Raw genomic sequence first — 25,439 nt, 5'->3', positions numbered from 1 at the left:
CGATGGACGCTGAACGGAACGATCACTCGCTCTCGTTCAGGTAATCGCCCGCGGCCGCGTCGCTGCCGTCGCCCGAGACTTCGACCTTCTCCAGCGCGTCGCTGGTGGCCATCGCCTCGATCGGGTCCTGCGCCAGCTCGGCTGCACGCTCCTCAGCGGCCGAGTTCGGCGCGATGAGGACTTCCTGCAGACGGCGCTGCTGGGCGCGCAGTGCGGCGTCGCGGCTGGTGGCCGCGATGCGCATGCGGTTCATGCCCGCGCCGGTGCCGGCGGGGATGAGACGGCCCACGATCACGTTCTCCTTGAGACCGATCAGCGTGTCCTGCTTGCCCTGGACCGCCGCCTCGGTGAGGACGCGGGTGGTCTCCTGGAACGACGCCGCCGAGATGAAGCTGCGGGTCTGCAGCGACGCCTTGGTGATGCCGAGCAGGATGGGCTTGCCCTGTGCGGGGGCCTGGCCGGGCTCGAGCTTGGCGTTGGTCTCGTCCATCTCGTCGCGATCCACCTGCTCGCCGGGGAGCAGGGTGGTGTCGCCGGCGTCGGTGATCTCGACCTTCTGCAGCATCTGGCGAACGATCACCTCGATGTGCTTGTCGTTGATCTTCACGCCCTGGAGTCGATAGACTTCCTGGATCTCCGACACGAGATATTCCGCGAGCGGCTCGATGCCGAGCACCTCGAGAATGTCGTGCGGATCGGGCGAGCCGCCGATCAGGTTGTCGCCACGCTTGACGTAGTCGCCTTCCTGAACGTCGATCACCTTCGACTTCGGCACCAGATACTCGACGACCTCGCCGCCATCCTCGGGCTGGATGCCGATCTTGCGCTTCGCCTTATAGTCCTTGCCGAACACGACGCGGCCCGAGACCTTCGCGATGATCGCGTTTTCCTTGGGCTTGCGGGCTTCGAACAGCTCGGCGACGCGCGGCAGACCGCCGGTGATGTCGCGGGTCTTGGCGCTTTCGCGGCTGACGCGCGCCAGGACGTCGCCGCCCTGGACGGTCGCGCCGTCCTCGACCGAGATCACTGCACCCGGCGCCAGCATGTAGCGCGCGGCCTCACCCTCGCTGTCCCCGGTCAGGGTCAGGCGCGGACGCAGGTCCTCCTTCTTGGCTGCAGCACCGCGGTTCTCGATGACGACGCGCTGGGCGATGCCCGTCGCTTCGTCGACCTGCTCGGTCAGCGTCTTGCCGTCGATCAGGTCCTGATACTTCACGGTACCGCCGGTTTCCGTGATCACCGGCATGGTGAACGGATCCCACTCGGCCATACGGTCGCCCTTGGCCACGACATGGCCGTCATCGAACATCACGTACGCACCGTACGGGATGCGATGCACCGCCAGCTCGCGCCCGTCCATGTCGAGGATGGCAAGCTCCGCCGAGCGCGAAGTCACCACCCGGCGACCCCGCTGATCGACGATGATGCGGACGTCGCGGAACTCGACCTTGCCGTCCACGGGGGCTTCGAGGTTCGACTGCTCGTTGAGCTGTGCCGCGCCGCCGATGTGGAAGGTACGCATGGTGAGCTGGGTGCCCGGCTCGCCGATCGACTGCGCCGCGATCACGCCGACCGCCTCGCCGATGTTCACCGGCGTACCGCGGGCGAGATCACGCCCGTAGCACTTGGCGCACACGCCGATCTTGGCCTCGCACACCAGCGGGCTGCGGATCTTCATGCCCTGGATGCCGAGTGCTTCGATCTGCGCGATCATCGCCTCGTCAAGCAGCGTGCCGGTGGCGATCGCCACTTCGCCCGTCTTGGGATCGACGACGTCCTCGGCCGTGGTACGGCCCAGGATACGCTCGCCAAGCGACGCGATGGTCGAGCCGCCCTGCACGATCGCCTTCATCTCCAGCGCGCGCTCGGTGCCGCAATCCTCCTCCATGACGACGCAATCCTGCGACACGTCGACAAGGCGGCGGGTGAGGTAACCCGAGTTCGCGGTCTTCAACGCCGTGTCCGCAAGGCCCTTGCGGGCGCCGTGGGTCGAGTTGAAGTATTCAAGGACGGTCAGACCTTCCTTGAAGTTCGAGATGATCGGCGTTTCGATGATCTCGCCCGACGGCTTGGCCATCAGGCCGCGCATGCCGGCGAGCTGCTTGATCTGTGCCGCCGAGCCGCGGGCACCCGAGTGCGCCATCATGTAGATCGCGTTGGCGGGCTTCTCACGGCCGGTCTCAGGGTCGGTCTTGACCGCCTTGATCTCGTCCATCATCGCTGCCGCCACCTGGTCGCCGCAACGGCTCCAGGCGTCGATCACCTTGTTGTACTTTTCCTGCTGGGTGATCAGGCCGTCCTGATACTGCTGCTCATAGTCCTTCACGAGGGCACGGGTCTCGTCGACCAGCGCATCCTTCGAGTCCGGGATGATCATGTCGTCCTTGCCGAACGAGATGCCCGCCTTGAATGCGTGACGGAAGCCCAGCGCCATGATCGCGTCGGCGAACAGCACGGTCTCCTTCTGGCCGGTGTGACGATAGACCTCGTCGATCACGTCGCCCACGTCCTTCTTGGTCAGAAGGCGGTTGACGACATCGAACGGCACCTTGTGGCTCTTCGGCAGACACTCGCCGAGCAGCATGCGGCCCGGGGTGGTCTCGAAGCGCTTCATGTACGTGTTGCCGTCCTCATCCGTCTGCGGGACGCGGCTGGTGATCTTGGTGTGAAGCGTCACAGCACCGGCGAACAGCGCCTGGTGCACCTCGGCCATGTCGCCCAGGATCATCCCCTGGCCCGGCTCGTTCTCCTTCTCCATCGAGATGTAGTAGAGACCGAGAACCATGTCCTGCGACGGCACGATGATCGGCTTGCCGTTCGCGGGTGACAGGATGTTGTTGGTCGACATCATCAGGACACGCGCTTCCAGCTGAGCCTCGAGGCTCAGCGGAACGTGCACGGCCATCTGGTCGCCGTCGAAGTCGGCATTGAACGCCGAACAGACCAGCGGGTGAAGCTGGATCGCCTTGCCCTCGATCAGCACCGGCTCGAACGCCTGGATGCCCAGGCGGTGGAGCGTCGGTGCGCGGTTCAGCAGAACCGGGTGCTCGCGGATCACCTCGTCCAGGATGTCCCAGACTTCCTTGCGCTCCTTCTCGACCCACTTCTTGGCCTGCTTCAGGGTCATCGAGAGACCCTTGGCATCGAGACGGGCGTAGATGAACGGCTTGAACAGCTCGAGCGCCATCTTCTTCGGCAGGCCGCACTGGTGCAGCTTGAGCTCCGGACCGGTCACGATGACCGAACGGCCCGAATAGTCGACGCGCTTGCCGAGCAGGTTCTGGCGGAAGCGGCCCTGCTTGCCCTTGAGCATGTCGGACAGCGACTTGAGCGGACGCTTGTTGGCGCCCGTGATGGTGCGGCCGCGGCGGCCATTGTCGAACAGCGCGTCGACGGCTTCCTGCAGCATGCGCTTTTCGTTGCGGACGATGATGTCCGGCGCGCGCAGCTCCATCAGGCGCTTGAGGCGGTTGTTGCGGTTGATCACGCGGCGATACAGATCGTTGAGATCCGAGGTCGCAAAGCGGCCGCCGTCGAGCGGCACCAGCGGGCGCAGCTCGGGCGGGATGACCGGAACGACGTCGAGGATCATCCACTCCGGACGATTGCCGGAATCGATGAACGATTCCACGACCTTCAGGCGCTTGATGATCTTCTTGGGCTTCAGCTCCGACTTGGTCGTCGCCAGCTCTTCCAGAAGCTCCTTGCGCTCACCCTCGAGGTCGAGGTCCATGAGCATGATCTTGACCGCTTCCGCGCCGATGCCGGCCGAGAAGGCGTCCTCGCCATACTCGTCCTGCGCGTCGAGCAGTTCGTCTTCGGTGAGAAGCTGGAACTTCTCGAGCGGGGTCAGGCCTGGCTCGGTGACGATGTACGATTCGAAGTACAGCACGCGCTCGAGCTGCTTGAGCTGCATGTCGAGCAGCAGGCCGATGCGCGAGGGCAGGCTCTTGAGGAACCAGATATGCGCGACCGGCGCGGCCAGCTCGATATGGCCCATGCGCTCGCGGCGGACCTTCGAGACCGTGACCTCGACGCCGCACTTCTCGCAGACGATGCCCTTGTACTTCATGCGCTTGTACTTGCCGCACAGGCACTCATAGTCCTTGATCGGACCGAAGATGCGCGCGCAGAACAGGCCGTCACGCTCGGGCTTGAACGTGCGATAGTTGATCGTCTCGGGCTTCTTGATCTCGCCGAACGACCACGAACGGATGCGGTCAGGCGACGCAATGCCGATCTGGATCTGGTCGAAGGTCTCCGGCTTGGCCACCGGGTTCGCGAAGTTGGTCAGTTCGTTCATTCTCTGTGTCCCTCTGGAGGGTCAAATTCGTCGGGGCGGGGAAGGGGCAGCGGTCTTGAAAACCGCTGCCCTGCAATCCGTTATTCCGCCGCCTCGGCCAGCTCGTCGCCGTCCTCGATCTCGTCGAGATTCTTGAGTTCGACGTTGAGGCCCAGCGAGCGCATTTCCTTGACGAGAACGTTGAAGCTCTCCGGAATGCCGGCCTCGAACGTGTCGTCACCCTTGACGATCGCCTCATAGACCTTGGTGCGGCCGACCACGTCGTCGGACTTCACCGTCAGCATTTCCTGCAGCGTGTACGCCGCGCCATAGGCCTGAAGCGCCCAGACCTCCATTTCGCCGAAGCGCTGGCCGCCGAACTGCGCCTTGCCGCCCAGCGGCTGCTGGGTGACGAGCGAGTAGGGGCCGATCGAACGGGCGTGGATCTTGTCGTCGACCAGGTGGTGGAGCTTCAGCATGTAGATGATGCCCACCGTGACCTTGCGGTCGAAGGCGTCGCCAGTGCGGCCATCGAACAGGATCGACTGGCCCGACGTGTCGAGACCCGCCAGCTCCAGCATGTCCGACACGTCGCTCTCGCGCGCGCCGTCGAACACCGGGGTGCCCATCGGGATGCCCGTGCGGACATTCTGGATCAGCTCGACGACCTGCTCGGGCGAGCGGGCCTGGATGTCGGCGGCATAGTGATCGCCATAGATCTCGACCAGGCGATCCTTGACCGCGGCCGGCATTTCGCCGGCCTTGGCGTCCGGATTGGCCTCACGCCAGTCTTCCAGCGCGCTCGCGACCTGCATACCCAGGTTGCGTGCGGCCCAGCCAAGATGCGTCTCGAAGATCTGACCGACGTTCATGCGCGACGGCACGCCCAGCGGGTTGAGCACGAGATCGACCGGGGTGCCGTCCTCCAGGAACGGCATGTCCTCGACCGGCAGGATGCGGCTGATGACGCCCTTGTTGCCGTGACGGCCGGCCATCTTGTCGCCCGGCTGCAGCTTGCGCTTCACCGCGACGAAGACCTTGACCATCTTGAGCACGCCCGGCGGCAGCTCGTCGCCCCGCTCCAGCTTCTCGCGGCGGTCCTCGAACTTGTCCTTGATGCGCTTCACGGCCTCGTCATACTGGCCCTTCACCGCTTCCAGGTCGCTCTGAACCTTGTCGTCCTGAACCGCGAACTTCCACCATTCGTGGCGATCGACGCTGTCGAGCAGGTCCTCGTCGATCACCGAGCCCTTCTTGAGGCCCTTGGGCGTGCCGGTCGCGGTCTGCCCGAGCAGCATCTCGCGCAGACGCGACCAGGTCGCGCGGTTGAGGATGTTGCGCTCGTCGTCCGAGTCCTTCTTCAGGCGCTCGATCTCCTCGCGCTCGATCGCCATCGCGCGCTCGTCCTTGTCGATGCCGTGACGATTGAAGACGCGAACGTCGACGATCGTGCCCGACACGCCCGGGGGCAGGCGGAGCGAGGTGTCGCGGACGTCCGAGGCCTTTTCACCGAAGATGGCGCGGAGGAGCTTTTCTTCCGGCGTCATCGGGCTTTCGCCCTTCGGCGTGATCTTGCCGACCAGGATGTCGCCCGGCTCGACCTCGGCGCCGACATAGACGATGCCCGCCTCGTCGAGGTTGCGCAGCGCTTCCTCACCCACGTTCGGGATGTCGCGGGTGATGTCTTCCGGCCCGAGCTTGGTGTCGCGGGCCATGACCTCGAACTCGTCGATATGGATCGACGTGAACACGTCGTCCTTCACGATCCGCTCGCTGATGAGGATCGAGTCCTCGTAGTTGTAGCCGTTCCAGGGCATGAACGCGACGAGCGCGTTGCGGCCCAGCGCCAGCTCACCGAACTCGGTCGATGGGCCGTCGGCGATCACGTCGCCCACGTTGACGACGTCGCCCACCTTCACCAGCGGACGCTGGTTGATGCAGGTCGACTGGTTCGAACGCTCGAACTTCATCAGCGTGTAGATGTCGACGCCGCTTTCTTCCGCCGAGACCTCACCGGTAGCGCGGATGACGATGCGCGACGCGTCGACCTGGTCGACGATGCCCGCACGGCGCGCGGCGATCGCGGCGCCGGAGTCACGCGCGACGGTCTCTTCCATGCCGGTGCCGACGAAGGGCGCTTCCGCCTTCACCAGCGGCACGGCCTGACGCTGCATGTTCGATCCCATGAGCGCGCGGTTGGCGTCGTCGTTTTCCAGGAACGGAATGAGCGAGGCCGCGACCGAGACGAGCTGCTTGGGGCTGACGTCCATCAGCGTGATCTGGTCGGGGAGCGCCATCAGGAACTCGCCTGCCTGACGTGCCGAGACCAGTTCCTCGGTGAAGCGGTTGTCGCCATCGACCTCGGCCGAAGCCTGGGCGATGGTGTGCTTGGCCTCTTCCATCGCTGAGAGATAGACGACCTCGTTGGTCACCTTGCCGTCGATCACCTTGCGGTACGGCGTCTCGATGAAGCCGTACTTGTTGACGCGCGAGAAGCTCGCCAGCGAGTTGATCAGGCCGATGTTCGGGCCTTCCGGCGTCTCGATCGGGCAGATACGGCCATAGTGCGTCGGGTGAACGTCGCGGACTTCGAAGCCGGCGCGTTCACGGGTGAGACCACCCGGCCCAAGCGCCGACACGCGGCGCTTGTGGGTGACTTCCGACAGCGGGTTGGTCTGGTCCATGAACTGCGAGAGCTGCGACGAGCCGAAGAACTCGCGGACCGCCGCAACGGCCGGCTTCGCGTTGATCAGGTCGTTCGGCATCACGGTCGACACGTCGACCGAGCTCATGCGCTCCTTCACGGCGCGCTCCATGCGGAGCAGGCCGACGCGGTACTGGTTCTCGAGCAGCTCGCCCACCGAACGGACGCGGCGATTGCCGAGATTGTCGATGTCGTCGACCTCGCCCTTGCCGTCCTTGAGATCGACCAGCGTCTTGACGACGGCCAGGATGTCCTCGGTGCGCAGCGTCGTCACCGTGTCCTCGGCGTCGAGGTCAAGGCGCATGTTCAGCTTGACGCGGCCCACGGCCGACAGGTCGTAGCGCTCCGGATCGAAGAACAGGCCGCCGAACAGCGATTCCGCCGTCTCGAGCGTCGGCGGCTCGCCGGGGCGCATGACGCGATAGATGTCGGACAGCGCCTGCTCGCGCTCCTCGGCCTTGTCGGCCTTGAGCGTATTGCGGATCCACGGACCGGTCGAGACGTGGTCGATGTCGAGCAGCTCGATGCGCTCGATGCCCGCCTTGTCGAGCTTCTCGAGGTTCTCGGCCGACACTTCGTCGCCCGCCTCGATGTAGATTTCGCCCGTCGACTCGTTGATCAGGTCGAACGCCGAGTAGCGGTTGAAGATCTCCTCGGTGGGGATGAGCAGCGTCTCGAGACCGTCCTTCTGCGCCTTGTTGGCGGCACGCGGGCTGATCTTCTGGCCGGCGGGAAACACCACTTCGCCGGTCTTGGCGTCGATGATGTCGAACGCCGGCTTCGCGCCGCGCCAGTTCTCGGGCTGGAAGGGGATCTGCCAGCCGCCCGGACCGCGCACGAAGGTCACGGTGTTGTAGAAGTGGTTGAGGATCTCTTCGCTGTTCAGGCCCAGGGCATAGAGCAGCGAGGTCACCGGCAGCTTGCGCTTGCGGTCGATGCGGACGTTGACGATGTCCTTGGCGTCGAACTCGAAGTCCAGCCACGAGCCGCGGTACGGGATCACGCGCGCCGCGAACAGATACTTGCCCGAAGCGTGGGTCTTGCCGCGGTCATGGTCGAACAGGACGCCCGGCGACCGGTGCATCTGGCTGACGATAACGCGCTCGGTGCCGTTGATGAAGAAGGTGCCGTTGCCCGTCATCAGGGGCATATCGCCCATATAGACGTCCTGCTCCTTGATATCGAGCACCGAGCGGGCTTCCGTATCGGGGTCGACCTCGAACACGATCAGGCGGAGGGTGACGCGCATCGGAGCCGCGTAGGTGATGCCGCGCTGACGGCATTCCTCGACGTCGAACTTGGGCTGCTCGAGCTCATAGGTGACGAAGTCGAGCTCGGCGGTGCCGGCGAAATCGCGGATCGGGAACACGCTGCGCAGCGTCTTCTCGAGACCCGACACATAGCCGATCGAAGGATCGCTGCGGAGGAACTGTTCGTAGGATTCGCGCTGAACCTCGATCAGGTTCGGCATCTGGACCACTTCGTGGATGTCGCCGAACACCTTGCGGATGCGGCGCTTTGCGGTGCCGCCTTCGATCGCCTTGGTTGCCATGGGTATGTTTTGCCTCGTCAGCCTGAAAATCGTCCCGGTATCCGCCGGGGCAGGCACGCGAACAGACGCCGAAAGGGCCGAGCAACTTCCTCTTCGAAAAGAAGAATAACTCAGCCTCTCAAGCGTCTATGGTCCCCGGCGGCCAATTCGTTCGATGCGCTGCGCGACGGCACATCATTTCCCGACCGATCGGATGAGGGGCGGATATAGGAAACGGGGCGGGCGCTGTCAAACGCCCGTCCCGACTTTTCCGGCATCGCGATCAGCAGGGACCGGGACGGGCCAGAGCGGCCTCGGCCCGTTCGACGGGGCATGTGCGGTTGATGGCGGCTCGAAGGTCGGCCACCCGATTGTCCCAGTCCTGACGGTTCCTGATCTTCAGAAGCAGATCGTCGTCCGCTGCGGTCAGCGACGCCGTCAGGCCGACGAGCACGAGCAACGCGGCGGCCGCAGCGACGGTGAGACCGATCGCGACACCGGTCAGGACAATCCCGGCGGGAATCCCGAACACCGTCGCAATGGCTGCTGCAGCGGCGGCGTAGGTCGCGACCGCGGCGATGACCAGCGCCACATGCACGGCGGTTGCAGCCACCACCTGCCCGCGAAGATCGGTGGCAAGAATCTGCGCGGCATCCTGTTCGCGCTTGGCGTTGCACGCCTTTTGCCGCGCATCATCCCACTCCTTGACGGCGTTTTCACAGCCTTCGGGCTTGGAGGCGCCGGGGCCGTCCTGGGCCGGCGGCAGGCGAGCCCGGCCGAACTCCCGGCCGAGAACCGCTGCGCCGACGATGGCGAGAACTCCCGCCGCGATGAAGATGACGATCATAGTGTCCCCCGTTGTCCGCCTCTTCCGGCTTCCCGGATGCGCTTGCTTAGCCAGCACCGCGATGGCATTGCTTCCCCCGATAGGGGGAAGGATTGGCCGCCGGCGCGGCGCCGTCCTCGCGGGTTGATCGGTCTCGATACGGAAAACTGGTGAGGAGGCTCCCGGTGCGTAATCACGCCGCGCTTGCCCATCTTTCGCAGCTGGCCCGGCTTGGCCTGCCCAGCCGCGCGGTCATTCCGGAAATGCTCAAGGCATTGGCCGAACTGGTGCCCGGCCACTTCTGCATGTTCGTCTGGATCGACCAGTTCGGCCGACCGGCCGACTTCCATCTGCCCTGGATCATTCCCGCAGCGCTGGAAGTGAACGCCGCACTGCTCGCCTGCGACGATATGAGGGTTCCGGGTTTCTCCAGCCTCGTGCGGCGAGGGCAGCCGTTCGGTGCGGCGGCTGAAACCACGCGCATGCCCGAGTTCCGTGCGTCGCTCTTCTACAACGAATGTTGCCGCCCCTATGGCATTGGTCACGGCTTCGACGTCTTCGTACGCGACGGGCAGGAAGTGCGCGGCGTCGTGCTCGCCACGCGCGAACCGGGCGGATGCGAGTATTCGCGCCGCGAGATCGACATGCTGATCGCGGTCGTTCCGGCGTTCGCACATGCGCTCGCGGCCGATCGTCTCGATCCGCCCGTGGACTATGCCGACAGCAGCGAGCGGGCCGTCCTGACGCTGGACTGCGACGGTCATCTGATCGAGGCGAGCAGTGGCTATGAGGCGATGCTGCGCGCGTTGCTGGGCGTCCAGTTCGATCAGAAGTTCCGGCGTTGCGCGATCGAGGACGCCTCGCCCGATTTCTTCGCGCCGCTGATCCGACGCGCGGGCCGCGAGCCTGCGGTTGCACGCACCACACCCTATGGACGCATGATGATCCGGTTTTACCCGGTCGGACCGCTTGCCGGAGCGGGCGGCGATCGCAGCTCTGCGGAATCCCAGTGCTGCTATGCATTGATCGAACGCCAGATTCCGCTGGGGTTGAAGGTGTTGAGCCGCCTCGCCGGACTGGATCTCTCGCCACGCGAGCGCGAGGTCGCCCGGCATCTGGTGATGGCGCGCGGACCCGGGGAGATCATGCGCGACCTTGGGATCGGTGCGCATACGCTCCACGACTATCGCCGCCGCATCTATCGCCGGATCGGTGTGTCATCGCGTGAGGAACTCGAGCGCCGGGTCATGGGCTAGGCCGTCTCAACCGATAAAGGCGAGAATGTCGTCGCGCACCCTGTCGTGATGGGTGGCGAACAGGCCGTGCGGCGCACCTTCATACACGTTGAGCTCCGCACCGGTTATGCCCGCCGCGGTGGGGCGTCCGGTGATTTCGATGGGTGCGGAGGCGTCCTTGGTGCCGTGGATCACCAGTACGGGTTTGTCGACCCTGGTGAGGGCAGGGCGCAGGTCGGTTCCGATCAGCGTGCGGTTGCATTCGATCGCGGCGGGCAGCCAGGTGTTCAGCATCATCGCCTTCATCGCGTCCATTGTCTCGACCGAGGTTTCGGGGGTGAAGAAGGGCGCCTTGTTTGCCTCGATCCATCTGGGGAAATCCCGGCGCCATTCCGCTCGAATCTGCTCGTAGAACGCCTCGGGCGCGCCGAGCGCATTGTCGGCGGTCTTCAGCAGGAACGGCGTGACCGGGGCGAGCAGCACGATCTTCGCGATCCGCGCGGTGCCGTGACGCTGGGCATAGCGCAGGATTTCGGCCGCCCCCATCGAATGACCGACCAGGATCACGCCGTGCCGGTCGCCGATCACCGTTGCGACATCGTCGGCAAGCGTATCCATGTCATAGCCCGTCGCGGGCGCGTCCGAGCGGCCGTGCCCGCGCCGGTCAAACCCGATACACTCGAAGCCTCGCTCGGCGAGGTCGAGGAACAGCCTGCTCCACATCGTGCTGTCGAGCGCCCAGCTATGCGTGAAGACGATCGGGCGGCCCTTGCCCCAGCGGCGGACGAACAGCTGCGTCCCGTCACGCGCAGCGACGCGGGCGGGCGTCCGGGCCGGTTTCCCGGCGGCTCGGGCAGGCGTGGCGAGGGTCGCGGCGGCGGCAGCCGCGGATAGGGTGAGCATCAGGTCGCGGCGATTCATCTGGGCCTCCTCGGTTGCTGAGGTCGGGATAGGCGCGCGCCGTCGGACAGGCGATTACCTGTCAGGTAAAGCACTGGAATCATCGTGGATTGCCAAGCCCGGCGAACTGTCCCAGCCTCGCGCGCGAGGCATAGGGTGATGAGCGACAGTACCAGACGATCCCATCGCGGCGAGAGCAACGCGTCGCTTGAAGCGCTCGATGCGCGCTTCCGCGCGTCGCTGGACCGTTACTTCTCGCGCCGCCTCCGCGATCGGGGTGAGATCGAGGATCTGATCCAGGAAGTGTTCCTGCGGCTCGCCAAGCGCGGCAGCCTCGAGGATGTCGACAAGGTAGGCGGTTACGTCTTCGAGACTGCGAGCAGTGTGCTAAACGACCGGTTGCGCCGCAAGCGCAGCCGGCACGAAGCGGATCACGAAGCGTTCGACGGCCAGCAGCATGGCGATGTGGATTTTTCGCCCGAGCGCGTCCTACTGGGCAAGGAGGCGCTGGTGCGCGCCACCGCCGTGCTGCTCGAACTGCCGGAACGGACGCGAATGGTCTTCGTGATGCGACGCCTGGAAGGCATGCGATACCTGGATATCGCCGCGCGGCTGGGCATCTCGGTCAGCGCGGTCGAGAAGCATATGACGCGTGCGATGTCGCACCTCGTTCAGCGGATGGGCGACCAATGATCTCGCTCGCGCGCACCAATCCGACGCTGGGCATGACTCCGGACGAGGCTGCGATCTACTGGGTATTGCAGCACGACCGGGGCGATCTGACTCCCGCCGAGCAGGCCAGCTTCGACGCCTGGCTCGCGGCGAGCGAGATCCATGCCCGCGCTTTCCGCAAGGCCAATGGCGTGTGGGACGTGTTCGATCAGGCTGACGCCGATCCCCATCTCACTGCGCTGCGCCAGGCGGCGCTCGCTACAAGGCCGACGCCGCGGCGCTGGGTGATCCCGGTCGTGGGAACGGGGCTTGCTGCCTGTCTGACTGCGGCGGCGCTGATGCTCCCGGGCCAACTCGGGTTGAACGGCGGTCCGGCGCGGGGGCCGGCCGGAGAGGTCGCGTCCGCGGCTGCGGGCGCGCAGCCCGCACCGATGCGGTTCGCGACCGCGAAGGGCGAGCGCCGCATCGTCCGCCTGCCCGATGGCACGCGGGTGACGCTCAACACCGACACGGCGGTCGCGCTGGCCTACACCCCGAACGGTCGCCTCGTCCGGCTGACGCGCGGTCAGGCGCTGTTCGAGGTCGCAAAGGACCCCGCCCGGCCGTTTACCGTCGAAGCCGCGGGGCGCCGTGTGACGGCGCTCGGCACCGTCTTCGAAGTCCGCCTCGATCCCGGCCGGATGAAGGTCGTGCTGGTCGAGGGGCGCGTCGTCGTCGATCATGCCGCCGCGACGCCCGAAGCCTCCGCGCCTGCGCCCACGCTGCTCAAGCCCGGCCAGGCGCTGGTCGCCGAGCTGGGCGTGCCGCAGCGCGTGGCGCCGGTGGACGTCGGCGACGAACTGCTGTGGCGCGACGGCTATGTGTCGCTCGAGGATGCGCCGCTGGCCAGCGCGGCCGCGGAAATGAGCCGCTACACCGCCGCGCCGATCCGCGTGCTCGACGATGAGACTGGACGGATGCGGATCAGCGGCGTGTTCCGCACCGGCGACGCCGATCGTTTCACGGGGCTGGTGCGCGAGTTGCTGCCCGTGCGGATCGACAGGCAGGCGGACGGAAGCCTGGTCATCGCGAACGCCTCCGCGAAAAAAACTTCGCGGGCCGATGTGGAAAACTGATCCGCACACGTCCTGACCTTTTGAAGACTGGTTGAAGCCAGCTTTGCAAGGGAGGGGAAACCATGCGTAGCAACCGCCGTACATCTGCACTTCGCCTGCTGGCTCTGGTCAGCATCGCGCCGCTGGCGCTGACCGTCGTGCCTGCGGCCGCACAGGCCGCTACGCGCGCGCCGGTCCAGCTCGAAGCGCAGAGCCTGTCGTCCGCGCTGACGCAGCTCGGTCGCCAGACGCGGACCGAGATCATCTTCAACCCGGCGTTGGTGCGCGGCAAGCGCGCGCTGGCGATCCGGGGCAGCTATTCGGTCGCCGAGGCGATCGACCGGTTGATCGCGGGCCATGGTCTGCGCGCGCGCGCCGCTTCGGGCGGTGCCTTCGTGATCGAGGCGGTGGCCGCTCCTGCTCCGCGACCGCTCCAGACTTCCGAGGTGGCGCCCGCGGCAGTTGAAGAGGCGTCGGCCGATCCGGCGGGCGAGGGCGAGGTCGTCGTCACCGGCACGCTGCTGCGCGGCGTCGCGCCGACCGGCACCAATGTCGTCAGCGTGAAGCGGGAACAGATCGTCGCCAGCGGTGCGGCATCGGCGAACGACCTGCTCGCCTCGATCCCGCAGGTCGGCAACTTCAACACCGTGCCCAGCGGCAGCGGCGACATGTCGATCCCGATCGTGCGGCCCAATATCCGCAACCTCGGCGCTTCGGGCGGTACCACCACGCTCGTGCTGATGAACGGTCGGCGCATGGTCGGCGCGGGTGTGCTCCAGACCTCGGTCGATCCCTCGATCGTTCCGCCCGATCTGATCGATCGGGTCGAAGTGGTGCCCGATGGCGGCTCGGCGATCTATGGTTCGGACGCGATCGGCGGCGTCATCAACTTCATCACCCGCAAGCGCTTCGACGGGGTCGGCGCCAATGTGCGCTATGGCTTCGCTGACGACTACAAGACGGTCGACGGCAACATCACCGTCGGCAAGGATTGGGGCAGCGGCTCGCTCTTCGCCTCGTACAGCTATGCCTGGCACGACAATATCCTCGGCATCGACCGCGACTATGTGCGTGCCGATCATAGCGCGCGCGGCGGGCAGGATTTTCGTGCGACCACGTGCTCGCCGGGAAACTTCACCGTGGGCGGCATCAGCCATGCGGCGCCGGGCCTCACGCCCGGCACTGTGAACAAGTGCGACACGACCGATTATGCGGACATCTATCCGCGTGAACGGCGCCACGCCGTGTTTGCCGGCCTGACCCAGGCGCTCAGCGATAGTGTCGATTTCCAGGCGACCGTCTACTGGTCGCGTCGCGACACCACCCGGCTGAATGCCACGCCCGGCTTCACCGGCACGATGGTCTTCACCAATCCCTATTTCCGTCCGATCGGCCTGTCGCCCGTGCAGAGCGTCGCCATCTCCTTCGCCGACGCGTTCGGCGAGAGCATGGAGAGCCGTGCCCGCTTCGACAGCTGGGGGGTCTCACCCAGCCTTTCGATCGATCTGAGCGATCGGTGGCAGCTGCGTACCGAGGCGAATTACGGGAACAGCTATTCGCTGATCCGGGAGCCGACGATCAACGCCACCGCCGCGACGGCCGCGCTCGCGGGCACCACGCTCGCCACCGCGCTCAATCCCTATGATCCGGAGGCGAGCAACCCGGCGGTCCTCGCCGCGATCCGCGACTTCGAGAATTACGGTCAGGCCGATCAGGAGATGTTCCAGACCCGCGCGATCCTTGACGGTAAAGTCGCGACGATCGGCGGCGGCGACATCCGGCTGGCGATCGGTGCCGAGTATTTCTTCGAGAAGCTCGACTCGCTCGTCTCGCTGGATCGCCGCAATGTGTTCACAAGTGCGATGGGGTCGGTGACCAGCCGCCATGTGAAATCGGCGTTCGCCGAGGCGCTGATCCCGCTGGTCGGAGCGGGAAACGGGATGCCGGGCCTGCGCGCCTTTCAGATCTCCGGCTCGATCCGGCACGACAGCTATGACGATGTCGGCGGCACCACCAACCCCAAGGTCGGCGTCAACTACAAGCCGTTCGACGATCTGCTGATCCGGGGCAATTACGGCACCTCGTTCCACGCGCCCAGCCTGGCCGACACCACCAGCCTGGCCGATGCCCGCGCGCAGATCCTGCTGTTCAGCCCGTTTCGCGCGTCGAACAGCTCGCCGCTCGATATTCTGCGGCCGACGATCATCCTAGCGGGCGGGAATGCCAATCTGAAGCCTGAGAAGGCAACGACCTGGTCGGTCGGTTTCGACTGGACGCCCAAGGCGGTCCAAGGCCTGGTGGTGAGCGCGACCTATTACAATGTCCGCTTCACCGATGCGATCTCGGTGCCGCCATTCCTGTCGCCGGTCTTTTTCACCGATCCGGGCTATAAGAGCTTCTACATCACCAATCCGACGCTGGCGCAGGTCAAGGCGCTGGTCGGCAGCAGGCCGCTCAACGGTGCGCCGAGCCTCGACAGTCTGTATTTCGGCACGTCGCCCTATGTGATCATGGACGCTCGCCGCACCAATCTGGGCGCGATCCATGTCGATGGCATCGATTTCAATATCGCCTATCTGCGTGAGACCGGGTTCGGATCGATCAACGCCGGCATCTCCGGCACCTATACGCTCAACCGCAAGACCCAGGCGGTTCAGGGCGCTGGCTTCGACGACAACCTCAAGAACGGCACCGGGCGCCTCGCGCTCAACGCCGCGCTGGGCGCGAAAGTCGGCGATTTCACTGCGCGCGCCACGCTCGGCCATCGCGGCGGCTATCCGATGCTGGGCGTCCCGCCTCAGACGCGGGTGAGTAGCTTCAACACCGTCGATCTCTTCTTCGCCTATGATCTGGGCGGCGCGCTCAAGAACTCGATGCTGACGATCAACGTCGAGAATGTGTTCGATCAGGACGCGCCGTACCTCAACAGCTCGACCGGATACACCAACGGCTTCTCGCTGGGCCGGCTGGTCTCGTTCGGCGTCAGAACGAAATTCTAGAGGCCTGTCGGCGTGTTGCGTACACTCCCCCTTTCCGGAAGCGGCCACCGCATCGGCCGCTTCCGGGTTTTTGCCGGGGCGCTTCTGCTGGTCGCCTTGGCGCCCGCTCAGGCGGCGGATCCGGCGAAGGTGCCGGAGGGGCTGCGCGCCGAATATGCGACGGGGCCGATCGGTCTCGATGAGCCCGCGCCGCGGCTCGCCTGGCGCTCGCCCGTTGCGCGCCAGACCGCATACCGCATCCAGGTCGCGCATTCGCCCGAAGCGCTGGAACGGGGGGAATTCGTCTGGGACAGCGGCAAGGTCGCCTCCGCAGACAATATCCACATCGCCTATGCCGGCCCCGCGCTCGCCTCGCGCGGCCGCTATTGGTGGCGGGTCCAGGCCTGGGACGGGGAGGGCCGCGTCAGCGGCTGGAGCACGCCGGGCTTCTGGGAGATGGGCCTGCTCGCTCCCGCCGACTGGCAGGCGCGATGGATCGCCGGGCGCACGCCCGACGCGCATGACTGGCGCAACCTGACGCTCGACATCGATCTGACGCTGACCGGCAAGTCGATCGATATCCTCTTCCGCGCGCTGCCCAGCGGCAAGACCTATGGCGATGCCTATGTCTGGACGCTGAGCGACGGCGCCGAAGGCGCCACGCTGACCGCCAGCGTGCGCCGCTATCCCGGTGGATCGAGCGCGAGCGTGAAGACCGATGTGCTCAAGCGCATCCCGCTCGCTAGGCCGCTCAAGGACAAGCGCAGCCGCCTGAGGATCCGCGCCGAAGGATCGCGCATCGTCACTCAGCTCGACGGCAAGACGGTCGATACGCTAGAGGATGCGACGCACACGCACGGTACGATCGGCTTCGCGGCCGCCGATCCCAGGACCGCGACGATCCATTCGGTCGCGGTGACCGGTACGGGCAGCGCGCCGTTCCGCACCGACTTCGCGCACAACGACAACCCGTTCACCGGCGGCTCAGTCGAGGCGGACGGGCTGGCCATTCCCGCGGGCGTGCCCCGGGTCGCCTTCGTCCTGCCGATCGAGGCACCCGCGCCGCTGGTGCGCCGCAGCTTCGCCGTCGCGCGTAAGCCAATCGCGCGCGCGCGTCTCTATTATGCGGGGGCCGGGATGCCTCGGGTCCTGCTCAACGGTGCACAGGTCGGATCGCCGCTCGGTGCGGGCTTCACCGCCTATGACAAGCGCGTGCTGAGCTACACCCAAGACCTGACCGCTCAGCTTCGTCCGGGCGAGAATGTGCTCGGCGCCGAACTCGGCCGGGGCTGGTACGCGCTCACCGATCCCGACGAATGGTATTTCCACGCAGCGCCGTGGCGCGCCGCGCCCGCACTCAAGGCCCAGCTCGAGATCGACTATGCCGACGGCACTCGCCAGACGGTCGCGACCGGCGGGGACTGGCAAGCCGCCGACGGCCCCACCCGCAGCGACTCCGTCCATCGCGGCGAACGCTACGACGCACGGCTGCTGCCCGCTGGCTGGGACCGTCCAGGTTTCCGCGCGAACTGGCGGCCCGCGGCGGTCATCGCCGGCCCCGCCGGGAAGCTCGCCGCCGCCAATGCGGAGCCGATCGAGGCGGTCGAGACGATCGATGCCGTTGCGGTCAAGGAAGTCGCCCCGGGGGTCCGGGTGCATGATTTCGGCCGCATCGTCGCCGGCCGTCCGGTGCTCGAGGTCCGCGGGCCTCGCGGCGCCACCGTCTCGATGATCGCGGGCGAGAAGCTTGCGGCGGACGGCCGCGTCGTGCCGGTCTCCGGCCTGATCCACGCCCAGCTCCAGACCGACCGCTACACGCTGGCAGGGAAGGGCGTCGAGCGCTGGGAGCCGAGCTTCGGCTATCGCGGCTTCCGCTATGTCGAGCTGCGCGGGGTGCCCGGCGCGACGCTCAAGGCGCGGATCGTCCATTCCGCCGTTGCCCGCACCGGCAGCTTCGCCAGCGCCAACCCGCTGCTCGGCAAGATCGATGCGGCGGCGACCGGTACCATTCTCAACAACCTCCACGGCTTCGTCACCGACACCCCGGCGTTCGAGAAGAATGGCTGGACCGGCGACGCCCAGGCATCGGCGGGCGCGGCGGCGCGCAGCCTCGACATCGCGCGGGTCTGGACCAAATGGCTCGCTGACTTTCGCGATGCGCAGGCGCCCAACGGCGAACTGCCAGAGATCGTCCCGGCGACGCCCTATTACGGGTACGAGAACACACCGGGCTGGAGCATCATCTGGGGGCCGACCACGCCGTGGGATGCCGCCGCGCTGATCCTGCCATGGGAACTCTACACCACCTATGGCGACACACGCATCCTGGCGCAGAGCCACGACATGCAGCGGCGGCTGGTCGATTATACCGCCACCTATATCAAGGCGCCCGACTATCGCCGCGCCGCAGGGCTGAGCGAGTGGATGCCGCCAGGCCCCCTCGATTTCCTCAACGCGCGCGGCGGCGGCGTCGACGCGGTGACCACCGCCTATTTCTTCCATGAGGCCGATCTGCTGGCACGCTCCTCGGCGGTGATCGGCAAGGCCGAGGACGCCGCGCGCTACCGTGAGCTCGCCGAGGCGATCCGAACTGCCTACAACGCCCGCTACTGGGACGACGCCAATGGCTGGTATCGCACCGTCGATGCCAGGGGTGTCGCCGGGCCGGCGGCGCAGATCCAGAACGTGCTGCCGCTCGCCTTCGGCATGACCCCCAGGGGCCGCGAGCAAAGCGTCGCCGACGCGATCGCACGCGATGTCGACAAGCAGGGACTGCGCACCGGCGTCTACGGCACGCGCCATCTGCTCGAAATGCTCAGCGACTATGGCCATGCCGATCTCGCCTATCGCGTCGCGACGCGTACCGACGAGCCGAGCTGGGGCTGGTGGATCGCCAACGGTCATTCGACGATGTTCGAAAGCTGGAGCCTCGAAAGCCGCTCGCGCGACCATCATTATTTCGCGTCGATCGCCGACTGGATGCGCCAGCGCCTTGCCGGCCTGCGTCCCGGCGCGCCGGGCTACAAGACGGTGCTGGTCAAGCCGGCGATCCCGACCGGCCTCGCCTCGGCCGAAGCGGTGATGGAGACGGTCCATGGCCGCGCCGCATCCCGCTGGAAGGTGGAGGGCGGCCGCCTGACGCTCACCGCCGAAGTCCCGCCCAATACCGGCGGCGAGGTCTGGGTACCCGAACGCTTCGGCACCATCGCCGTGCCGCAGGGCGCCGAGTTGCTGCGCCGCGAGGGGGGCTACACGGTTTATCGCACTGGTCCCGGCATCTTCGAATTCCGTACGGGAGGCGGCGCATGAACCGGTTGCTTATCCTCGCCTTGCTCGCCGCGACGCCCGCCGCCGCGCAACAGGTGACCATCGAAAGCGGGCCCCTCAACGGCGCCACGGCGGATGACGTCGCTTCGTTCAAGGGTATTCCCTATGCCGCGCCGCCGGTGGGCGAGCGGCGCTGGGCGGCGCCTGCGCCCGTGCAACACTGGTCTGCTCCGCGCGACGCGACCCGCTTCGGCGCGGACTGCGTGCAGAATGCGGTGCCAGGCGACGTCAGCCACGGCGCGCCGATGGCAGAGGATTGCCTGTTCCTCAACGTCTGGACCCCGAAGCCTGCCGCGGGCGCGAAGCTTCCGGTGATGGTCTGGATTCACGGCGGCGGCTTCGTCGCCGGATCGGGTGCGTTCGCTCCGACCGACGGTACGCAGCTCGCCAGGCGCGATGTCGTGGTGGTGACCTTCAACTATCGGCTCGGGCGCTTCGGCTTTTTCGCGCACCCGGCGCTGGGACAGGGCGCGAACTGGGGTTTGATGGACCAGATCGCCGCGCTGGCCTGGGTCAAGCGCAACATCGCGGCATTCGGTGGCGATCCGGCGAACGTCACGATCTTCGGCGAGAGCGCGGGTGGCGAGTCCGTCGCGCGGCTGATGGCGTCACCCGCTGCCAACGGCCTGTTCGCCAAGGCGATTGCCGCATCGGGCGGCGGACGCGATCGCTGGCCCGCACTGGCGGATGCGCAGGCGAAGGGCAGTGCCTTTGCCGCGAACTCAGGCGCGGCCGCTCTCGCTGCACTGCGGGCACTCCACGCCGACACGGTGCGCGGCGGGATCACGATCCTCAACAAGGAAGAGGGCTTCTATTCCGGCCCGGTCACCGACGGCACGATCGTTCCCGGCCATGCCGATGCGGTCTTCGCTTCGGGCAAGCAGGCGCGCATCCCCTTCATCGCGGGCAGTAATGACGACGAGCTTGGCTTTGTGCCAGCGCCGTTCCTGCCGATGGTCAATGGGCCGGTGCTCAAGGCACTTGGTCCGGGAGCGGAAGCTGTGAAGGCAGCCTATGGTTCGGAGGAAAAGGCCATCCGCTACCTCGCCGGTGACGCGATCTTCGGCGAACCGGCGCTCGCGCTTGCCGGTCGTCACACGAAGAGCGGCGCGCCGACCTGGCTCTATCGCTTCGGTTATGTGGCGCAAGCCAAGCGCGAGCCGGGCAAGGGCGCGGGCCACGCCAGCGACGTGCCGTTCCAGTTCGGCAATCTGCCCGCAGACGCGAGTGCGGCCGACCGCGCCGCTTCGGCACAGCTCATGACCTATTGGACCAACTTCGCCCGCGCCGGCGATCCCAATGGCAAGGGATTGCCGAGCTGGCATCGGGTCGAACCGGCCAAACCCACGCTGCTCGCGATCGATATCGACAAGACCGCGATGGCGCCCGCCGCGACGCCGCCGATCGCCGCCATCGCCAGGATCAGGGACGCCCAATGAAGAAGATCACCTTACGCCTGCTTGCAGGCCTTGCCGCGGTCGCCGCACTGGGCACGGTCGCGCTGATGCCGGTCGCGGCACCCGCGTCCGCACAGGAAGTCGTGCGTGTGTGGCCGGACCAGCCCGCGGAATCGCCCGGCGAACGCGAGAAGCGCGCGCCCTTCGGTATCGTCGTCACCAATGTCGAGGACGCGACGCTGACCGTCTATCGGCCCGATCCGGCCAAGGCCAACGGCACCGCCGTGATCGTCGCGCCCGGCGGCGCGTTCCACCTGCTGTCGATCGAGAATGAGGGCGAAGCCGTCGCGCAATGGCTCAACGCTCAGGGCGTGACGGCATTCGTGCTGCGCTACCGGCTGCTGAAGACCGGCGGCGATCTGCCCTTCGCGATGCTGCGCTACATGACGAACCTGCCCGAGCTGGCCAAGGCAGTGGAACCGCTGCGCCCACTGGCGACCGCCGACGGTGAGCAGGCGGTGCGCCATGTCCGCGCCAACGCCGCGCGCTATGGCGTGAAGCCGAACCGGGTCGGCCTGATGGGCTTCTCGGCGGGCGGCGCGGTCACGGTCTGGACGATGCTCGGCAACAAGCCGGATGCACGCCCGGACTTCGCTGCCGCGATCTATCCCGGCCTGCTTCCCGACCCGATCGTCGCGCCGCAGAAAGCGCCGCCCTTGTTCGTCGCGGTCGCCGACGACGACAAGCTTTCGCGTACCGACAGTGCCCGGCTCGACGCGGCCTGGCGTGCGGCGGGTGCTCGCTCGGAATTCGCGACCTTCGCCAGTGGCGGCCACGGCTTTGGCATGAAGCGCCAGGACAAGCCGAGCGACGTCTGGACCGACCGGATGCAGGCATGGATGAATTCGCTGGGAGTGCTCAAGAAATGAAAGCGACCCGCTTTGCAAGTCTGAGCGCCATCGCGCTCGCCGCCGGATCGGCCACAGGCGGGGCGCCGGCCGCCGCGGCGCCGCGCCAACAGGCGGATAGCTGCACCGCACTGACCGGCCGCGCACTGGCGAATGGCAAGATCGAGGCGGCGACCCCGCTAACGATCGGCGCCACCGTCGATACCGGCCCCGGCATGCCGGGCCTGCCGTCCAGCGCTGCGTTCTGCCGTGTGCAGGCGGTGATGACCCCGGTTCCCGGATCGTCGATCAAGGTCGAGGTGTGGCTGCCCCAACGGGCGGCGTGGAACGGCAAGCTGATGGGTGCGGGCAATGGCGGCTTCGGCGCCAATCTCGGCATCCCGGCATTGCTGATGCGCGGCGCGTTGGCACGGGGCTATGCCTCGGTCGGCAGCGACATGGGCCATTTCGGCAAGAGCGACGTCGACGGCAGCTGGGCGCTCAATGCGCCGGAAAAGATCAGGGACTATGGCTGGCGCGCCAACCATATCGCCGCGCAGACCGCGAAACAGGTGATCGCGGCCTATTATCCCGCGCCGCTCGCCGCGAGCTATTTCCATGGCTGTTCCGACGGCGGGCGTCAGGCGCTGATGGAGGCGCAGCGCTTCCCCGACGATTACGATGCGATCATTGCAGGTGCCCCGGCGATTCCCTGGACACGGATGGCCAGCGCCTTCGCCAGCAATGCGCAGGTGCTGCGCCAGCCCGGCGCGGCGCTCGGCTCGACCCAGCTCAAGCTGCTGCAGACCGCCTCGCTCGCCAAATGCGACAAGCTCGATGGTGTTGCCGACGGCGTGATCGAGAATCCGCGCCTGTGCCGCTTCGATCCGGCCGAGCTTCAGTGCAAGCCGGGGGCGACCGGCGAATGCCTGACCCCGCCGCAGGTCGCGTCGGCACGGCATCTCTATCAGGGGCCGAAGGGGCCGGACGGCAAGTCCTTCTACCCCGGCTTCGCACCGGGCGCCGAGGGCGAACCGGGCACCTGGGGCATGTGGCTGACTGCCGCCGACTCCCAGCACGCGAAATTCTCGGGCGAGTTCTTCCGCTACTTCGTCCACAGCGATGCCGAGTGGCCGGCGTCGCGCTTCAACCTGGCCAGCGACTATCCGCTGGCCAGGGCGAAGCTCGGCAAGGAGCTCGACATCGAGAGTGCCGATCTCAAGGCGTTCTTCCGCCGCGGCGGCAAGCTGCTGATGTATCATGGCTGGCAGGACGCCGCGATCCCGCCGGAGAACACGATCGGCTTTGTCGGCCGCGTGCTTGCCGCCGACCCAGCCGCGCGCGACCGCATCCGCCTGTTCATGGCGCCGGGCATGTCGCACTGCATGGCGGGGCCAGGACCGAATGTGTTCGATGCGCTCGGCACGCTGGACGCCTGGCACAAGGGCGGCCCCGCGCCGGAGCGGATCGTCGCGACCAAGTTCGATAACGACCTGTTCGGTTATCTCGGTTTCCCCGCCAAGGCGCAGCGCACGCGCCCGCTCTGCGCCTGGCCCAAGGTCGCGCGCTGGGACGGCAAGGGTTCGACCGATGAGGCCGCGAGCTTCACCTGTGAGGTGCCCGGCAAATGAGCTTCGTCACTCCCGGACTCAGCCATGTCCGTGGCACGGACACGCCGCCGCTGATCGAACATACGATCGGTGAGGCGCTGGTGCGCGCGGCGGAACAATGGGGCGAGCGCGATGCACTCGTTTCGGTCGCGCAGGGCATCCGTTGGAGCTTCGCCGAACTGCTGGCGCGGACCGATCGGCTGGCGTCGGGGTTGCTGGCGCTCGGGCTCAAGCCCGGCGAGCGGATCGGCATCTGGTCGCCCAATTGCGCCGAATGGACGCTGACTCAGTTCGCGGCGGCGCGTGCCGGGCTGATCCTCGTGACGATCAACCCGGCCTATCGCCTGTCCGAGGTCGAATATACGATCAACAAGGTGGGCCTTGCCGCTTTGGTCGCGGCAGAGAGCTTCAAGACCAGCGCGTACGCCGAGATGGTCGAGACGCTGGGGCCGGAACGGCTGCCGACGCTGCGCGCACGGATCCTGATCGGCGAGAACGAACGGCCGGGCTGGCTGAGCTTTGCCGATGTCGCGGCGCATCTGGCGGGCGCGCTGCCTGAGGATCTTCACCCCAGCGATCCGATCAACATCCAGTTCACCAGCGGCACCACCGGCCTGCCCAAGGGCGCGACGCTCAGCCATCGCAACATCCTCAACAACGGCTATTTCGTAGGTCGCGGCATGGGGCTGAGCGCACAGGATCGCATCTGCATTCCCGTGCCGCTCTACCATTGCTTCGGCATGGTGATGGGGAACCTCGCCAGCCTGACCCACGGCGCGGCGATGGTCTATCCCGCGCCCGGCTTCGATCCAGAGGCGGCGTTGCGCGCGGTAGCGGCGGAGCGCTGCACTGCGCTCTACGGCGTGCCGACGATGTTCATCGCGATGCTCGCGCATCCCGTGCTCGACAGCCTCGATGTCACTTCGCTGCGTACCGGCTGCATGGCCGGCGCGATCTGCCCCGAGCCGCTGATGCGCGAGGTGATCGATCGGCTGCACATGCGCGACGTGACGATCGGCTACGGCATGACCGAGACCAGTCCCGTGAGCTTCCAGACCGCGCTCGACGATCCGATCCACCGCCGCACCGGATCGATCGGCCGGGTGCAGCCGCATCTCGAAAGCAAGCTGATCGACCTCGACGGCAATATCGTCCCGGTCGGCCAGCCGGGCGAGCTGTGCACGCGCGGCTATTCGGTGATGCACGGCTATTGGGACGAGCAGGAGCGCACCGCGGAATCGATCGATGCGGAGGGCTGGATGCACAGCGGCGACCTCGCCGTGATCGACGACGAAGGCTATGCCAATATCGTCGGCCGCCTGAAGGACATGGTGATCCGCGGTGGCGAGAATATCTACCCGCGCGAGATCGAGGGCTTTCTCTACAGCCACCCGGCGATCGAGGATGTCGCGGTGGTCGGCGTGCCCGATGATCGGATGGGCGAGGAACTGTGCGCCTGGGTGCGGCTGCGCGCCGGGGCGCAGGCCGATGCAGAAAGCATCCGCGACTTCTGCCGCGGCCAGATCGCGCACTTCAAGGTGCCCCGCTACGTCCGCATCGTCGCGGAATTCCCGACCACGGTGACCGGCAAGGTCCAGAAGTTCCTGATCCGGGAGGCGATGATCGCCGAGCTCGGCAGCCAATCCGGCGCGCAATCCGCCGAAACCAAGGAGAACCAGTGATGAAGCTTCACCTCATGCTCGGGGCGGCGCTGCTCGTCCCCACCATTGCGACCGCCCAGACCGCGCCGGCGGCTCCCGCAGCGGACGCCCCCAAGCCTGCAGCCAAGTTCAACCTCGACACGCCGATCGGCGAGCTGCTGGCGAACGACGCGGCCAAGGCTGTGCTCGACAAGGAACTGCCCGGCCTGACCCAGCTGCCGCAGCTCGAGATGATCAAGGGGCTCGGCCTCAAGCAGCTCCAGCCCTATTCGGACGGCAAGCTGACCGACGAGCTGCTCGCCAAGACCGAAGCCAGCCTGGCTGCGATCAAATGA

General features: G+C 66.7%; 14 protein-coding genes. 10 read left to right on the top strand and 4 right to left on the bottom strand.

The window, feature by feature from the left end; genetic code table 11:
* Positions 1 to 22: 22 nt before the first annotated feature.
* From rpoC to BDW16_RS03860, 3 genes are all read right to left on the bottom strand, one after another.
* Positions 23 to 4,303, bottom strand: coding sequence for a DNA-directed RNA polymerase subunit beta' (rpoC, locus tag BDW16_RS03870; protein WP_066576216.1), 4,281 nt, complete (start codon positions 4,301 to 4,303; stop codon positions 23 to 25).
* Positions 4,304 to 4,383: 80 nt separating this feature from the next.
* A complete protein-coding gene (gene rpoB, locus BDW16_RS03865; RefSeq protein ID WP_066576214.1) occupies positions 4,384 to 8,538 on the bottom strand; it encodes a DNA-directed RNA polymerase subunit beta in 4,155 nt (1,384 codons plus the stop codon).
* A 262-nt stretch (positions 8,539 to 8,800) separates the two neighbouring features.
* Positions 8,801 to 9,364: a hypothetical protein gene (locus BDW16_RS03860; protein ID WP_066576212.1), complete on the bottom strand. Its 564-nt coding sequence runs from the start codon at positions 9,362 to 9,364 to the stop codon at positions 8,801 to 8,803.
* Positions 9,365 to 9,528: 164 nt separating this feature from the next.
* On the opposite strand from BDW16_RS03860, the gene BDW16_RS03855 reads away from it, so the two are divergent.
* On the top strand, positions 9,529 to 10,599 hold the full coding sequence (locus tag BDW16_RS03855; RefSeq protein WP_066576206.1) for a LuxR C-terminal-related transcriptional regulator: 1,071 nt from the start codon (positions 9,529 to 9,531) through the stop codon (positions 10,597 to 10,599).
* Between the two features lie 6 nt (positions 10,600 to 10,605).
* On the opposite strand, the gene BDW16_RS03850 is transcribed toward BDW16_RS03855, so the two are convergent.
* A complete protein-coding gene (locus tag BDW16_RS03850) occupies positions 10,606 to 11,499 on the bottom strand; it encodes an alpha/beta fold hydrolase (protein ID WP_066576204.1) in 894 nt (297 codons plus the stop codon).
* A gap of 138 nt (positions 11,500 to 11,637) precedes the next feature.
* Between BDW16_RS03850 and BDW16_RS03845 the strand changes: the two genes are divergently transcribed.
* The 9 genes from BDW16_RS03845 (at position 11,638) to BDW16_RS03805 (ending at position 25,439) form a co-directional block, all read left to right on the top strand.
* Positions 11,638 to 12,171, top strand: coding sequence for an RNA polymerase sigma factor (locus BDW16_RS03845; protein ID WP_066576202.1), 534 nt, complete (start codon positions 11,638 to 11,640; stop codon positions 12,169 to 12,171).
* Positions 12,168 to 13,265, top strand: coding sequence for a FecR family protein (locus BDW16_RS03840; RefSeq protein WP_066576200.1), 1,098 nt, complete (start codon positions 12,168 to 12,170; stop codon positions 13,263 to 13,265). The genes BDW16_RS03845 and BDW16_RS03840 overlap by 4 nt, the downstream gene beginning before the upstream one ends.
* A 62-nt stretch (positions 13,266 to 13,327) precedes the next feature.
* Positions 13,328 to 16,243, top strand: a complete 2,916-nt coding sequence (locus BDW16_RS03835) for a TonB-dependent receptor (protein ID WP_066576198.1) — start codon at positions 13,328 to 13,330, stop codon at positions 16,241 to 16,243.
* 12 nt (positions 16,244 to 16,255) lie between these two features.
* Positions 16,256 to 19,531 carry a family 78 glycoside hydrolase catalytic domain gene (locus BDW16_RS03830; protein WP_125958782.1) on the top strand — a complete coding sequence of 1,092 codons (3,276 nt, stop codon included), beginning with the start codon at positions 16,256 to 16,258 and terminating at the stop codon, positions 19,529 to 19,531.
* Positions 19,528 to 20,988, top strand: a complete 1,461-nt coding sequence (locus tag BDW16_RS03825) for a carboxylesterase/lipase family protein (protein WP_066576194.1) — start codon at positions 19,528 to 19,530, stop codon at positions 20,986 to 20,988. The genes BDW16_RS03830 and BDW16_RS03825 overlap by 4 nt, the downstream gene beginning before the upstream one ends.
* Positions 20,985 to 21,875 (top strand): alpha/beta hydrolase, encoded by an 891-nt coding sequence (locus tag BDW16_RS03820; protein ID WP_066576193.1) that lies wholly within the window; start codon positions 20,985 to 20,987, stop codon positions 21,873 to 21,875. The genes BDW16_RS03825 and BDW16_RS03820 overlap by 4 nt, the downstream gene beginning before the upstream one ends.
* Positions 21,872 to 23,464 carry a tannase/feruloyl esterase family alpha/beta hydrolase gene (locus BDW16_RS03815; protein WP_066576188.1) on the top strand — a complete coding sequence of 531 codons (1,593 nt, stop codon included), beginning with the start codon at positions 21,872 to 21,874 and terminating at the stop codon, positions 23,462 to 23,464. The genes BDW16_RS03820 and BDW16_RS03815 overlap by 4 nt, the downstream gene beginning before the upstream one ends.
* Complete coding sequence (locus BDW16_RS03810; protein WP_066576186.1) at positions 23,461 to 25,125, top strand: AMP-binding protein; 1,665 nt, start codon at positions 23,461 to 23,463, stop codon at positions 25,123 to 25,125. The genes BDW16_RS03815 and BDW16_RS03810 overlap by 4 nt, the downstream gene beginning before the upstream one ends.
* Positions 25,125 to 25,439, top strand: coding sequence for a hypothetical protein (locus BDW16_RS03805; RefSeq protein WP_066576184.1), 315 nt, complete (start codon positions 25,125 to 25,127; stop codon positions 25,437 to 25,439). The genes BDW16_RS03810 and BDW16_RS03805 overlap by 1 nt, the downstream gene beginning before the upstream one ends.

It is taken from the genome of Sphingomonas koreensis (assembly GCF_002797435.1).
GTDB lineage: Bacteria > Pseudomonadota > Alphaproteobacteria > Sphingomonadales > Sphingomonadaceae > Sphingomonas > Sphingomonas koreensis.
Note: the sequence above shows the minus strand (reverse complement) of the source record. Positions and strands in the feature narration are given on the sequence as shown.